The following is a 12,510-nucleotide window of genomic DNA, read 5'->3' on the forward strand; positions in this document are numbered from 1 at the left end:
CGGGTAGGCGGTCCGACCTCGGTGAGCACCGCGGTCGGACCCTGCGGGGAGGCGGTCAGACCTCGGTCAGGGCCTCGACCGCCTGCTTCGCCTCCAGCAGACCGGCCCCGGTGATCCGCCGGTAGACCTTGATGGCCTCCACGGTGCGGCCGTCGCGCACGAGCGCCCGGACCTCGTCCAGCCCCGCCGGCTCCGGCTCCTCGATGCCGAAGTGGTCCAGGAGCAGGCCCAGCCGGCGCTCCAGCCGCTCCGAGCGGCGCTCCAGGGCCTTCATGCGCAGGGTCACCGAGGAAGTGATCCACGAGGCCGTGGCCAACAGCGCGAGCAGCAGGAAAAGTGTGTTCATTCGGGTCCCCCCGGGATCAGTCCGTGATCTTGAAGGTACTCCAGCTGCGCCCGTACGGACCATTCCGCGGCCGGCCACAGCGAGCGGTCCACGTCCGCGTAGACGTGGGCGACCACCGCCTCCGGGCTCGTGTACCCGTCCTCCACGGCGGTCTCGACCTGGGCGAGCCGGTGCGCGCGGTGGGCGAGGTAGAACTCCACCGCTCCCTGTGCGTCGTCCAGGACCGGCCCGTGGCCGGGGAGCACCGTGTGCACGCCGTCGTCGACCGTCAGCGAGCGCAGCCGGCGCAGCGAGTCCAGGTAGTCGCCGAGACGGCCGTCGGGGTGGGCCACGACGGTGGTGCCGCGGCCGAGGATCGTGTCCCCGGTCAGGACGGCGCGGTCGGCGGGGAGGTGGAAGCAGAGCGAGTCGGCGGTGTGGCCGGGGGTCGGGACCACGCGCAGCTCCAGGCCGCCGGTGCGGATCACATCCCGGGCGCCGAGCCCTTCGTCGCCGAGGCGCAGGGCCGGGTCCAGCGCGCGGACCTTCGTACGGGTCAGCTCGGCGAACCGGCCCGCGCCCTCGGCGTGGTCGGGGTGGCCGTGGGTGAGGAGGGTCAGCGCGATCCGCTTGCCGGCCTGCTCGGCGGCCGCCACGACGGCCCGCAGGTGGGCCTCGTCCAGCGGGCCGGGGTCGATGACGACGGCTTCCGCGGAGCCGGGCTCCGAGACGAGCCAGGTGTTGGTGCCGTCCAGGGTCATCGCGGAGGCGTTGGGCGCCAGGATGTTGACCGCGCGGGCGGTGGCGGGCCCCGAAGTGACGATTCCGCGGGGCTGTCCGGGCAGAGCGGCGGCATCCGTCACGGGGTGCCTCCGAGTCGGACGTGCTTGGTGAACTCGTCGTGGCCGGGCCAGCTGAGCACCAGCTCCCCGTTCTCCAGCGTGGCCTCGGCCAGTACGGGGGCCAGGTCCTGGGCGGTGGCCGCGGTGAGGGCGTCCACCGCGCTCCCGTACGGCTCCAGGGAGCGCAGCGTGGAGATGGTGGGCGGCATCATCAGCAGCTCGCCCTTGTCGTACCCGGCGGCGGCGTCCGCGGGACGGATCCAGACGGTCCGGTCGGCCTCGGTAGAGGCGTTGCGGGTGCGCTGCCCCTCCGGGAGGGCGGCGACGAAGAACCAGGTGTCGTAGCGGCGGGGCTCGAACTCCGGAGTGATCCAGCGGGCCCAGGCGCCGAGCAGGTCGGAGCGCAGGAGCAGGCCACGGCGGTCGAGGAACTCGGCGAAGCTGAGCTCGCGGGCGACGAGGGCCGCGCGATCGGCCTCCCAGTCGTCGCCGGTCGTGTCGCCCACGACGGTGTCGGGGGATTCGCCGGCGAGCAGGACGCCGGCCTCCTCGAAGGTCTCGCGCACGGCGCCGCAGACGATCGCCTGGGCGGTGCGGGGGTCGGTGGCGAGGCGGGCGGCCCAGTCGTCCCGGCCCGGACCGGCCCAGCCGACGAGGTGGTCCTCGTCGCGGGGGTCGACCCCGCCGCCGGGGTAGGCGTACGCGCCGCCCGCGAAGGCCATGGAGGCCTTGCGGCGCAGCATGTGCACGGCGGGTCCGGCGGAGGTGTCGCGGAGCAGCATGACGGTGGCGGCCCGGCGGGGTTCCACCGGGACGAGGGAACCGTCCATGAGCGCGCGGATGCGGTCGGGCCACTCCGGCGGGTACCACTGGCCTCCGGCGGGGGGCTGCTGCTGACCGTGCTGACCATTCGGCATGTCGGGATGCTACGGGTATCCGGCCCGATGTTCGAGAGCCCCCCGGGGCGGGCCCGGGCGGGTGTCGGGTCGGGTGGAAGAGGACTCCGGGTCACGGAGGCCGGACGCGAACGGCCCCGGCGGGCCGCCGGACGGAGTCCGGCGCAGCGGCGCGAAGCCGGCGAGGCCCGCCAGGGCCGGAGCGCGCGAGCGGCGCGTCAAGAGGGGGTACGGCGCCCCAAGAAGGGCGCCTCGCGTCAGGAAGCGGAAACCTCGACCTGGAGCTCGACCTCGACCGGGGCGTCCAGCGGCAGGACCGCCACGCCGACCGCGCTGCGGGCGTGGACGCCCTTCTCGCCGAGCACCTCGCCCAGCAGCTCGCTCGCACCGTTCAGCACTCCCGGCTGGCCGGTGAAGTCCGGGGCCGAGGCGACGAAGCCGACGACCTTCACGATGCGCTCGATCTTGTCGAGGTCACCGATCACGGACTTCACCGCGGCCAAGGCGTTCAGCGCGCAGACCGCGGCCAGTTCCTTGGCCTGCTCCGGCGAGACCTCGGCACCGACCTTGCCGGTCACCGGCAGGCTGCCCCGGACCATCGGGAGCTGCCCCGCGGTGAAGACGTACGAGCCCGACCGCACGGCCGGCTGGTAAGCGGCCAGGGGCGGGACGACGTCCGGCAGGGTCAGGCCGAGCTCGGCCAGCTTCGCCTCGACAGCGCCGCTCATGCCTTCTCCCGCTTGAGGTAGGCCACGAGCTGCTCGGGGTTGTTGGGGCCCGGCACGACCTGGACGAGCTCCCAGCCGTCCTCGCCCCAGGTGTCCAGGATCTGCTTGGTGGCGTGGACCAGCAGCGGGACCGTCGCGTATTCGAACTTCTTGGTCATGGGGGCGAGCGTAACGCGTGAGACAGAGGGCTCATGCGCAGCCCGAAGGGCGAGTGGTTAGGCTCAGACGCTGTGAGCAGGCTCCAGGTGGTCAGCGGCAAGGGCGGAACCGGAAAGACCACGGTCGCCGCGGCACTCGCGCTCGCCCTCGCGCGCGAGGGCAGACGGACGCTGCTGGTCGAGGTCGAGGGCAGGCAGGGGATCGCGCAGCTCTTCGGGGCCGAGGCGCTCCCGTACGAGGAGCGGAAGATCGCCGTCGCCTCGGGCGGCGGTGAGGTCTTCGCCCTGGCCATCGACGCCGAGCGGGCGCTCCTCGACTACCTGCAGATGTTCTACAAGCTGGGCTCCGCCGGCCGCGCCCTCAAGAAGCTCGGCGCCATCGACTTCGCGACGACCATCGCGCCCGGACTGCGGGACGTCCTGCTGACCGGCAAGGCGTGCGAGGCGGTCCGGCGCAAGGACAAGGCCGGGCGGTACGTCTACGACCACGTGATCATGGACGCGCCGCCGACCGGGCGGATCACCCGCTTCCTGAACGTCAACGACGAGGTGGCGGGGCTGGCCCGGTTCGGGCCGATCCACAACCAGGCGCAGGCCGTCATGAAGGTGCTCAAGTCCCCGGAGACGGCCGTCCACCTGGTCACGCTGCTGGAGGAGATGCCCGTCCAGGAGACCGCCGACGGGATCGCCGAGCTGGAGCAGGCCGGACTGCCCGTGGGGCGGGTCGTCGTCAACATGGTGCGGCCGCACCACCTGGACGAGGACGCCCTGCGCGCCGCCGCCGGCGACCGCCGGGCCGACGTGGCGAAGGCGCTGTCCCGGGCGGGCCTGGGCGGCGCGCGCCGCGGCGGGCTCGCGGAGCGGCTGGTGGACCCCCTGCTCGCGCAGGCCGCCGAGCACGCGAGCCGGGTGGAGCTGGAGCGCGCGCAGCGCACCGTACTGGAGCAGCTGGACGTGGCGACGTACGAACTCCCGCTGCTCGGCGCGGGAATGGATCTGGCCGGGCTCTACGAGCTGGCCTCGGAGCTGCGGAAGCAGGCGGGCGAGGAATGACCGAGGCCACGACCGGAACGAAGGCCGGCGCCCGCATGGACGCGGCCCCGCGGCTGCCCGTGGACCGGCTGCTCGACGATCCCGGGACGCGGATCATCGTCTGCTGCGGCGCGGGCGGGGTCGGCAAGACCACGACCGCGGCGGCCCTCGGCGTACGGGCGGCGGAGCGCGGGCGGAAGGTGGTCGTGCTGACCATCGACCCGGCGCGGCGGCTCGCGCAGTCGATGGGGATCGACTCGCTGGACAACACCCCCCGCAGGGTGAAGGGGGTCGAAGGCGCGGACGGCGGCGAACTGCACGCCATGATGCTGGACATGAAGCGGACCTTCGACGAGATCGTCGAGGGGCACGCGGACGCCGAACGGGCGGAGGCCATCCTCGCCAACCCCTTCTACCAGTCGCTGTCGGCCGGCTTCGCCGGCACGCAGGAGTACATGGCGATGGAGAAGCTGGGCCAGCTGCGGGCCCGCGACGACTGGGACCTGATCGTCGTGGACACCCCGCCGAGCCGGTCCGCGCTGGACTTCCTCGACGCGCCGAAGCGGCTGGGGTCCTTCCTGGACGGGAAGTTCATCCGGGTGCTGATGGCTCCGGCGAAGGTGGGCGGCCGGGCGGGGATGAAGTTCCTCAACGTCGGCATGTCACTGATGACCGGCACGCTGAGCAAGCTGATGGGCGCCTCGCTGCTGAAGGACGTACAGACGTTCGTGGCGGCGATGGACACGATGTTCGGGGGCTTCCGCACCCGCGCGGACGCGACCTTCCGGCTGCTCCAGGCTCCGGGCACGGCCTTCCTCGTGGTCGCGGCGCCCGAGCCGGACGCGCTGCGGGAGGCGGCGTACTTCGTGCAGCGGCTGGCCGCGGAGAATATGCCGCTGGCCGGTCTCGTACTGAACCGGGTGCACGGCAGCGACGCCGACCAGCTGTCCGCAGAGCGGGCGTTGGCCGCCGCAGAGAATCTTGAAGAAGGCTGCATTGTCGATCAGAGGTCCGGGAATGCTGGACTTCGTGACTCGGCCGCGGAAGCCGACGGGGCAGCGGCCGACGCGGCGGACGCCGGTGCCGGCGACTCCGCGGACGCCGACGCGGACGCCGACGTGGACGAGATCACCGCGGGACTGCTGCGTCTGCATGCCGAGCGGATGCAGGTGATCGCGCGTGAACAGCGCACACGCGATCGCTTCACCTCGCTGCACCCCGAGGTCGCGGTGGCCGAGGTGGCCGCCCTGCCCGGCGATGTGCACGACCTCGCCGGGCTGCGGGCCATCGGAGAGCGACTCGCGGCCGGGGTGCCGGCCGGAGCGTAGGCGTTCGCAGGCCTACCCGTTCGTACGGCCTACCCGGCTGCCGCGTACGTCTCGTACGCGACGTCGATGTCCGCCATATCCGCCATGTCCGCATCGACATCCACGGTGAGGATGCCCGTACTGCGCTCGTACTCAGTGCGGGCGGTTTCGAGTAGCCGTCGCCACGAGGTGACGGTGGGACGCCGGCGCAGCAGTGCGCGACGCTCCCGCTCGGTCATTCCGCCCCATACTCCGAACTCGACACGATTGTCGAGCGCGTCGGCCAGGCACTCGGTCCGCACCGGACATCCGGTGCACACCGCCTTGGCCCTGTTCTGTGCCGCTCCTTGAACGAACAGTTCATCCGGATCGGTAGTGCGGCAGGCTGCCTGCGCACTCCAGTCGGTAACCCAGCCCATCCCGGCGCCGTCCTCTCCCGAATCGAGGCTCCCCCACGGCGGTAGCGGCATATTCACCGCTGCCAGTTGAGGACGTTACGGAAGGCGAGCACAGTGCAACACCCCCGACGGGCCCAATCTTGAATGGTCCGAACGGACTATGGGTAAGCGGCAGATCACCCGACGGAGTGATCCGGCGACATGCCCGACCATTCCGGCAATTCGGATGGAATCGGCGGACCATGGACGAGCGACCGTCAGAGTGAGGGGCGAGATTCGGACATATGTCCACCCCATTCGGGAAGGGTGAAAATCAAGCCGAGGGGTTGATGTCGCACCGCACTGCTGTGACAGTTGAGGACAGCTTAGGCCAAGGCATTCGCGCGTGTCCGGCGAATGAGAACGTAGGCTGCCCTCCATGGGAAAGAAGCGCTCGGGCGCCGGGCTCACGGGGCCGCAGCAGGCGGCCAAGTTCCTCGGGGTGTCCGTTCTCTGCGGAGTTGTGCTGGCCGGCATCGCGATCCCGGGCGCAGGCGCCCTGGGGCTCGCCGCCAAGGGAACGGTCGAGGGATTCGACGAGATCCCGGCCAATCTCAAGACACCGCCGCTGAGTCAGCGCACGACGATTCTGGACGCCGAGGGTGGCTTGATCGCCACGGTCTATTCACGGGACCGGCAGGTAGTGCCGCTGACGGCCATCTCCCCGTACATGCAGAAGGCGATCGTCGCGATCGAGGACTCGCGTTTCTACGAGCACGGCGCGGTCGACGCGAAGGGCATCCTGCGCGCGGTCAACCGCAACGCGCAGGAGGGCGGAGCCGCACAGGGCGCCTCCACTCTCACGCAGCAGTACGTGAAGAACGTGTTCGTCGAAGAGGCCGGCGATGACGAGACCAAGGTGCGCGAGGCCCAGGAGAAGAGCCTCGGCCGCAAGATCCGCGAGCTGAAGTACTCGATCCAGGTCGAGGAGGAACTCGGGAAGAAGAAGATCCTCGAGAACTACCTCAACATCACGTACTTCGGCCAGCAGGCATACGGAATCGAATCCGCCGCTCAGCGCTACTTCAGCAAGCCGGCCAAGGACCTGACCCTGGACGAGTCGGCGCTGCTGGCGGGCGTGGTGCAGTCGCCGAGCCGGTTCGACCCGGTGAACGACGCGCAGGAGGCGACGAAGCGCCGGAACGTCGTCCTCCAGCGGATGACCGACATGAAGGACATCTCGCAGGCCGAGGCGGACGAGGCGAAGAAGAAGCCGGTGACGCTGAAGGTGACGCGGCCGAAGAACGGCTGCATCACCGCGGTCAAGGGCGCGGGCTTCTTCTGCGACTACGTGCGCAACACCTTCCTGACCGACCCGGTGTTCGGCAAGACCCGCGAGGAGCGGGCCAAGCTCTGGAACCAGGGCGGCCTGACCGTGCGGACGACGCTGGACCCGCAGTCCCAGGAGTCCGTCAACGAGTCGATCAAGGACCACGTCAACCAGGACGACAAGGTCGCCACGGCCGTCACCCTGGTGCAGCCGGGTACGGGCCGGGTGCTCGGGATGGGCCAGTCCAAGCCGTACGGCTTCGGGAAGAACGAGACGCAGATCAACTTCTCGGTCGACAAGCGGATGGGCGGATCGAACTTCGGCTTCCCGACCGGTTCGACCTTCAAGCCCTTCGTCGCGGCCGCGGCCCTGGAGCGGGGCGTGGCGCCGGGCAAGACGTACCAGTCCCCGCACGACATGGAGTACCCGAGCCCGGTGCAGACCTGCGGCGACAAGCCGTGGGTCAACACCTCGCACGACCGGGTGGAGAACGAGTCGGAGTCCGAGGTCGGCCCGTACGCGATGAAGGACGCGATGGCCAAGTCGGTCAACACGTACTTCGTGGAGATGATCTCGGAGAACGGGCTCTGCCCCGTCACCGAGATGACCACCAAGCTCGGCGTGATCCCGGCCGACGGGACGAAGCTGCCGGAGGTCCCGGCGATCGCGCTCGGCACCGAGGGCATGTCCCCGCTGACCATGGCGAACGCGTACGCGACCTTCGCGAACCGCGGCGTGTACTGCACCCCGGTCGCCCTCGAGTCCATCACCGACGCGCACGGCAAGGCGCTGGCCGTGCCGAAGTCGCAGTGCGACCGCGTGATGAGCGAGAAGACCGCCGACACCGTCAACACGCTGCTGCTCGGCGTGATCGACTCCGGTACGGGTACGGCGGCGGGCCTGACCGACCGGCAGAGCGCGGGCAAGACCGGCACCACCGACAGCCGCTACAACGCCTGGTTCGTCGGGTACACGCCGAACATGGCGGGTGCGACGTGGGTCGGCTCGGGCGGCGCGAAGCAGGTCTCGATGGAGAACATCACCATCGGCGGCCAGTACTACGACAAGGTCTACGGCGGCGGGCTGCCCGGCCCGATCTGGAAGCAGGCGGTCTCGGGCGCGCTGGACGGCCGGGAGGCGGCGAACTTCGTCACGGTCGGCCTCGGACCGGAGACCGGTGTGCCGACGGGCGGCGGCCGGCCCACCACCCCGAACCCGAACCCGAACCCGAACAAGCCGGGGAAGCCCGGCAAGCCGGGTGGCGACAACAAGCCCGGCGGCCGCCCCGGCGGCCAGACGGCGGCGGGTGCCACCGGCGGTGCGACGGGCGGCGCGACAGCCGGTGCGACGGGTGGCGCCACGGGCGGTGCCACGGGCGGCAACCATCCGACCGACCCGTTCCCGGGCGGCGTGCTCGGCGGCCTCGAGGACTAGAGGACAAAGGACCAGAGGACCAGAGGACCGGCAGGCAGGACGGAAAGACAGAGGGCCCCGCCCGCGCATCGCGTGGACGGGGCCCTCTTGCGTGCTTGCGCGTCCTCTCAGGACAGGTGCTTCTTGACGGCGGCGGCGACGCGGCCGCCGTCCGCCAGACCGGCGACCTTCGGGTTCACGATCTTCATGACGGCACCCATGGCCCGGGGCCCCTCGGCACCCGCGGCCTTGGCCTCCTCGACGGCCTGCGCCACGATCGCGCCGAGCTCCTCGTCGCTGAGCTGCTTCGGCAGGTAGGTGTCGAGGAACTCGCCCTCCGCCGTCTCACGCGCGGACTGCTCGGGACGACCGCCCTGCGCGAAGGCCTCCGCAGCCTCGCGGCGCTTCTTCGCCTCCTTGGCGATCACCTTGAGGACCTCGTCGTCGGAGAGCACACGCGCCTCCTTGCCCGCGACCTCCTCCTTGGTGATGGCGGTGAGGGTCAGGCGCAGCGTGGACGAGTGCAGCTCGTCGCGCGCCCTGATGGCGGTGGTGAGGTCTTCCTGGAGCTTGGCCTTGAGCGTGGTCATGACCCGAGTCTGCCAGGTGGAGGGGCAGTGGCGCCCGCCGGTTTTCCGCGTCTGCGACGATGGGGCCATGCGTGCGCGTTACGGAGTACCCCTGAAGGTCACGGCGTCGATTGCGGCGGTGGGGGCCGCAGGTGTGGCTTATGCCGCCGGTTTCGAGGCGCGGTCGTTCCGGCTGCGCCGGATCACCGTGCCGGTGCTTCCGGCCGGGATGCGCCCGCTGCGCGTCCTCCAGGTCTCCGACATCCACATGGTCGGCGGGCAGCACAAGAAGCGCGCCTGGCTGCAGTCGCTGGCCGGCCTGCGACCGGACTTCGTGGTGAACACGGGCGACAACCTCTCGGACACGGAGGGCGTTCCGGAGGTACTGGACGCCCTGGGCCCCCTGATGTCCTTCCCCGGGGTGTACGTCTTCGGGTCGAACGACTACTACGGGCCGCGGCTGCGCAACCCCGGGCGCTACCTGATCGAGAAGGTCCACGGGCGGCACGGGCTGAACGGCAACAAGCCGGTCGTCGGCGCCGTGCACAACCCGTGGGAGGAGATGCGGGACGCCTTCGACGCGGCGGGCTGGGTGAACCTCACCAACACCCGCGGCCGCCTGAAACTGCCCGGGCTGGAGCTTGCCTTCACCGGGCTCGACGACCCGCACATCAAGCGCGACCGGTACGAGCGGGTCGCGGGCGGACCGGAGGCGGACGCCGACTTCTCGATGGCCGTCGTGCACGCCCCGTACCTGCGGGTCCTGGAATCCTTCACGGCCGACCGGTACCCGCTGATCCTGGCCGGGCACACGCACGGCGGGCAGCTGTGCATCCCCTTCTACGGGGCGCTCGTCACCAACTGCGACCTGGACACGAAGCGCGTGAAGGGGCTCTCCACGCACGAGGCGAGCGGGCACCGCGCGTACCTCCACGTCTCGGCGGGCTGCGGCACGAACCGCTACACCCCGGTCCGCTTCGCCTGCCCCCCGGAAGCCACCCTCCTGACGCTGACCCCGAAGGCGTAGCGCCCCCGGCGCCCCCTCGCGAAAACCGGATTTCGTCTCCGGCCGAGGGTCCGCTAAAGTAATCGATGTCGCCAGGACAGCAGCAGCTGCCAAGGCGGCGATCGGGGTGTAGCGCAGCTTGGCAGCGCGCTTCGTTCGGGACGAAGAGGTCGTGGGTTCAAATCCCGCCACCCCGACGCTGAAGTACCAGGTCAGAGCCGGTGTCTTGCAAAAGACACCGGCTCTGCTTGTTTCTCCCCATCCTCTCGGGAGAATCCTGGGAGAAACCTCCGCTGGAACGGCTCTCCGCTCGCAGCTACGGGCGGCCCCTCAGTAGCGCGTCGAGGACGGTCACGGGTGACCCCGGCGCCATCCGCCGACGCGCGGCGAGCGACTCCTCCCACATGCCGGTCAGGCCGGCGAGAAGTTCGCGGCGCATCTCCGGGGTGATGTGGGAGTAGCGGGCCTGTACCGAACCGTCCTCGTGCCCCATCCGCTCGTCCTTGAGCTTCGGGGGCGTCCGCAGCTCGTCCATCATCGTCTTGTGGCTGTGCCTCAGCCCGTGGGGCGTGAGCCCGCGCGCGATCGGCAGCCACGACGCCTCGGTACGGTCGGACGCACCCCGCCCGCGGGCGGGGACGCCGGGCCAGGGGTCCGCGATCAAGGGCACCGGGCGCGCTTCCTGCGGCGCCTTCTTGGGGTACCACCCGGTCGCGGCCGGTTGGAACAGCCAGGTGGCGAAGCCGTTCCGTCGCCAGTGCGCAGCGTTCTCCCCGGACGGCCAGGCGCGGATGTACCCGAGGTCGGCCACGGCCTTCTCCACCGCGGCCCGCGTTGCTTCGGGGACCGTACCCGGGCGGTTCAGGACGTTCGAGGCCGTGCCGGTCGAGACTCCGGCCACGCGCGCGACGTCGGCCAGCTTGGCGCCGGGCCGGCGGGTCGCGCCGTTGGCGGCGCCGTGCCCGCTGAACAGGTACCGCAGCCCGTGGCACGCGCACGGCTTCTCGCCCGCCCTCGCGACCTGACCGGCCAGCAGTTTCGAGAGCCAGTCCGGCGCATCGATGGTCCGGTAGGAGTCGTCTTTAGGCGGGCAGCGGTGCATCTCGCCGGAGTCCAGCTCGTACAGCTGGTGTTCGACCCGTACGGCCGCGCGGCGGACGAACTGGGTCTCCAGGCCGACGATTTCGCCCCATCGCATGCCGGTGTAGCCCTTGAGTACGACGGCGACGAACTCGTCTTCTCGGCCGGACAGCAGGGCGGCCCGCTCGGCGATGAGCAGCACGCCGAGTGCGGACGTCACTACCTTCTCCGGCCCCCGGTTCCGGGACCGACCCGCCCTCTTACCGCGGCCCCGGCGGCGGGTGGCGGGGTTCGACTCGCGCAGACCCTCGTCGACCGCATCGGCGAAGATCAGGTGCAGCGTGCCCCGCCAGGTCTTGACGCTGCCTGCGGCGTACCCGCGGGCGCGCTCACTGCGCTCCCACGTCTCGATCTCCCCCGGCGTGATCTCGCTGACGAGCGCGTCCTCGAACTCCGGGAGCAGGTGCTCCTCGATGTGCCGGCGGTAGTTCTGCATGGTGGAGACGGCGAGATCCTGGCCTGCGTACCACCTGCTCGCGTAGTCCCCGAACGTGATCTGCTCGGGCTCCGGGGCCGCGGCGGCCCGGCTGGCGATGAGGGCTTTCTCCTCCTCCACGGCGGCTGCCTTCTCAGCGGCGCGCTTCGTACGGAAGCGGATGGTCTTGCCGTACTCATCTGCGACGGTGCCGTACTTGCCGGGCGCGATCTTGTACCGCCCTCGCCAGTAGTCCCCGCGGTTGTCTGCGAATCCCAAGGTGCTCTCTCTACAAGTGGGCCCCGCCCGGTCTGGCCGGGCGGGGCGGTCTTATGCGGCGTCCTGCTGTTGGTTCAGGCGAGCGGTGCGGCGCGGAGGGCGTGCCCGTAGCGGTGCGGTCGGCGCCAGCCTGGGCAGCTTGGGCGGCACCCCCGACGCACGTGCCGGGGCAGGCCTAGGCTGGCGGGGCGTGCTCTGACTGGCCGGTCCCTCGGCGTAGAGACGGAGGATCTCGGTGAACTGGTCGGCCGTGAACCGGTAGGCGCGGCCGGGTTTCGTGTACGGGATCCGGTGGTTACGTGCTTGCTCCTTGACCCACCACTCGGACATACCGAGCGCTCTGGCGACGTCGGCCGGGTAGTAGAGGTGAGGCAGCGGGTCTCGCTTCACGGGCTGGTCCTGTCCTCTCGGCGTGATGCTGCGGATTGCTGGTGAGCCGCTCTCTGCGGGCGGGCCATCGGGCCTCTTCAGCTCGGTCCGGGGCGCGGAAACCCCGGAAAGTACTGACAGAACTGACAGAACCTCGCCATGTGGCCTCTGACCTGGGCTTTTGGGTGGTTCGGGCCGCGTGACAAAACCTCAAAAAACTCTGACAGAACCTCGAAAACCTCGGTTCTGTCAGACCGTGCGGCTCGCCCGCGGCGAGGTTTTTGGAGTTCTGTCAGAGTTTTCGGAGGTTCTGTCAGAGCTCCG

The 12,510-nt window shown here is 70.6% G+C and carries 12 protein-coding genes and 1 tRNA gene; 5 read left to right on the top strand and 8 right to left on the bottom strand.

Going from position 1 to position 12,510, the window contains the following annotated elements; genetic code table 11:
- Positions 1-55 precede the first annotated feature (55 nt).
- From ACFXGI_RS08310 to ACFXGI_RS08330, 5 genes are all read right to left on the bottom strand, one after another.
- Positions 56-346, bottom strand: a complete 291-nt coding sequence (locus ACFXGI_RS08310) for a hypothetical protein (protein ID WP_384704657.1) — start codon at positions 344-346, stop codon at positions 56-58.
- Positions 343-1,188, bottom strand: a complete 846-nt coding sequence (locus ACFXGI_RS08315; RefSeq protein ID WP_384704658.1) for an MBL fold metallo-hydrolase — start codon at positions 1,186-1,188, stop codon at positions 343-345. Before ACFXGI_RS08315 ends, ACFXGI_RS08310 begins: the two co-directional genes overlap by 4 nt.
- Entirely contained in the window at positions 1,185-2,084 is a 900-nt protein-coding gene (locus ACFXGI_RS08320; protein ID WP_384704659.1) for an NUDIX hydrolase, read from the bottom strand. The genes ACFXGI_RS08315 and ACFXGI_RS08320 overlap by 4 nt, the downstream gene beginning before the upstream one ends.
- Before the next feature lie 236 nt (positions 2,085-2,320).
- A complete protein-coding gene (locus tag ACFXGI_RS08325) occupies positions 2,321-2,791 on the bottom strand; it encodes a RidA family protein (RefSeq protein WP_030866174.1) in 471 nt (156 codons plus the stop codon).
- Complete coding sequence (locus ACFXGI_RS08330; protein ID WP_007264966.1) at positions 2,788-2,949, bottom strand: DUF4177 domain-containing protein; 162 nt, start codon at positions 2,947-2,949, stop codon at positions 2,788-2,790. Before ACFXGI_RS08330 ends, ACFXGI_RS08325 begins: the two co-directional genes overlap by 4 nt.
- A gap of 72 nt (positions 2,950-3,021) precedes the next feature.
- Here ACFXGI_RS08330 and ACFXGI_RS08335 point away from each other — a divergent pair, with 72 nt between their 5' ends.
- Entirely contained in the window at positions 3,022-4,002 is a 981-nt protein-coding gene (locus ACFXGI_RS08335; RefSeq protein WP_384704660.1) for an ArsA family ATPase, read from the top strand.
- Positions 3,999-5,309 carry an ArsA family ATPase gene (locus tag ACFXGI_RS08340; protein WP_384704661.1) on the top strand — a complete coding sequence of 437 codons (1,311 nt, stop codon included), beginning with the start codon at positions 3,999-4,001 and terminating at the stop codon, positions 5,307-5,309. The genes ACFXGI_RS08335 and ACFXGI_RS08340 overlap by 4 nt, the downstream gene beginning before the upstream one ends.
- 29 nt (positions 5,310-5,338) lie before the next feature.
- Here ACFXGI_RS08340 and ACFXGI_RS08345 read toward each other — a convergent pair whose 3' ends face one another.
- Positions 5,339-5,707, bottom strand: coding sequence for a WhiB family transcriptional regulator (locus ACFXGI_RS08345; RefSeq protein WP_384704662.1), 369 nt, complete (start codon positions 5,705-5,707; stop codon positions 5,339-5,341).
- A 397-nt stretch (positions 5,708-6,104) separates the two neighbouring features.
- Here ACFXGI_RS08345 and ACFXGI_RS08350 point away from each other — a divergent pair, with 397 nt between their 5' ends.
- Positions 6,105-8,429 carry a transglycosylase domain-containing protein gene (locus tag ACFXGI_RS08350; RefSeq protein ID WP_384704663.1) on the top strand — a complete coding sequence of 775 codons (2,325 nt, stop codon included), beginning with the start codon at positions 6,105-6,107 and terminating at the stop codon, positions 8,427-8,429.
- A 107-nt stretch (positions 8,430-8,536) separates the two neighbouring features.
- Here ACFXGI_RS08350 and ACFXGI_RS08355 read toward each other — a convergent pair whose 3' ends face one another.
- The gene (locus ACFXGI_RS08355) at positions 8,537-8,998 is read right to left on the bottom strand and encodes a GatB/YqeY domain-containing protein (RefSeq protein ID WP_384704664.1); all 462 of its coding nucleotides are present in this window, start codon (positions 8,996-8,998) and stop codon (positions 8,537-8,539) included.
- Between the two features lie 67 nt (positions 8,999-9,065).
- Between ACFXGI_RS08355 and ACFXGI_RS08360 the strand changes: the two genes are divergently transcribed.
- Both ACFXGI_RS08360 and ACFXGI_RS08365 read left to right on the top strand, forming a co-directional pair.
- Positions 9,066-10,004 (top strand): metallophosphoesterase, encoded by a 939-nt coding sequence (locus tag ACFXGI_RS08360; protein WP_384704665.1) that lies wholly within the window; start codon positions 9,066-9,068, stop codon positions 10,002-10,004.
- A gap of 102 nt (positions 10,005-10,106) precedes the next feature.
- Positions 10,107-10,180: transfer RNA gene (locus ACFXGI_RS08365), tRNA-Pro, on the top strand.
- Positions 10,181-10,299: 119 nt separating this feature from the next.
- Here the strand turns inward: ACFXGI_RS08365 and ACFXGI_RS08370 are convergent.
- On the bottom strand, positions 10,300-11,817 hold the full coding sequence (locus ACFXGI_RS08370; protein ID WP_384704666.1) for a tyrosine-type recombinase/integrase: 1,518 nt from the start codon (positions 11,815-11,817) through the stop codon (positions 10,300-10,302).
- Between the last annotated feature and the right edge of the window lie 693 nt (positions 11,818-12,510).

Origin of the sequence: Streptomyces sp. NPDC059355, from assembly GCF_042752335.1 — a bacterium.
Taxonomy (GTDB): domain Bacteria; phylum Actinomycetota; class Actinomycetes; order Streptomycetales; family Streptomycetaceae; genus Streptomyces.

Bases quoted from the DNA above. Each gene is read 5' to 3' on its own strand.
- ACFXGI_RS08310 (WP_384704657.1), bottom strand. From the start codon at position 346: ATGAACACACTTTTCCTGCTGCTCGCGCTGTTGGCCACGGCCTCGTGG.
- ACFXGI_RS08320 (WP_384704659.1), bottom strand. From the start codon at position 2,084: ATGCCGAATGGTCAGCACGGTCAGCAGCAGCCCCCCGCCGGAGGCCAG.
- ACFXGI_RS08325 (WP_030866174.1), bottom strand. From the start codon at position 2,791: ATGAGCGGCGCTGTCGAGGCGAAGCTGGCCGAGCTCGGCCTGACCCTG.
- ACFXGI_RS08330 (WP_007264966.1), bottom strand. From the start codon at position 2,949: ATGACCAAGAAGTTCGAATACGCGACGGTCCCGCTGCTGGTCCACGCC.
- ACFXGI_RS08340 (WP_384704661.1), top strand. From the start codon at position 3,999: ATGACCGAGGCCACGACCGGAACGAAGGCCGGCGCCCGCATGGACGCG.
- ACFXGI_RS08345 (WP_384704662.1), bottom strand. From the start codon at position 5,707: ATGGGCTGGGTTACCGACTGGAGTGCGCAGGCAGCCTGCCGCACTACC.
- ACFXGI_RS08350 (WP_384704663.1), top strand. From the start codon at position 6,105: ATGGGAAAGAAGCGCTCGGGCGCCGGGCTCACGGGGCCGCAGCAGGCG.
- ACFXGI_RS08355 (WP_384704664.1), bottom strand. From the start codon at position 8,998: ATGACCACGCTCAAGGCCAAGCTCCAGGAAGACCTCACCACCGCCATC.
- ACFXGI_RS08360 (WP_384704665.1), top strand. From the start codon at position 9,066: ATGCGTGCGCGTTACGGAGTACCCCTGAAGGTCACGGCGTCGATTGCG.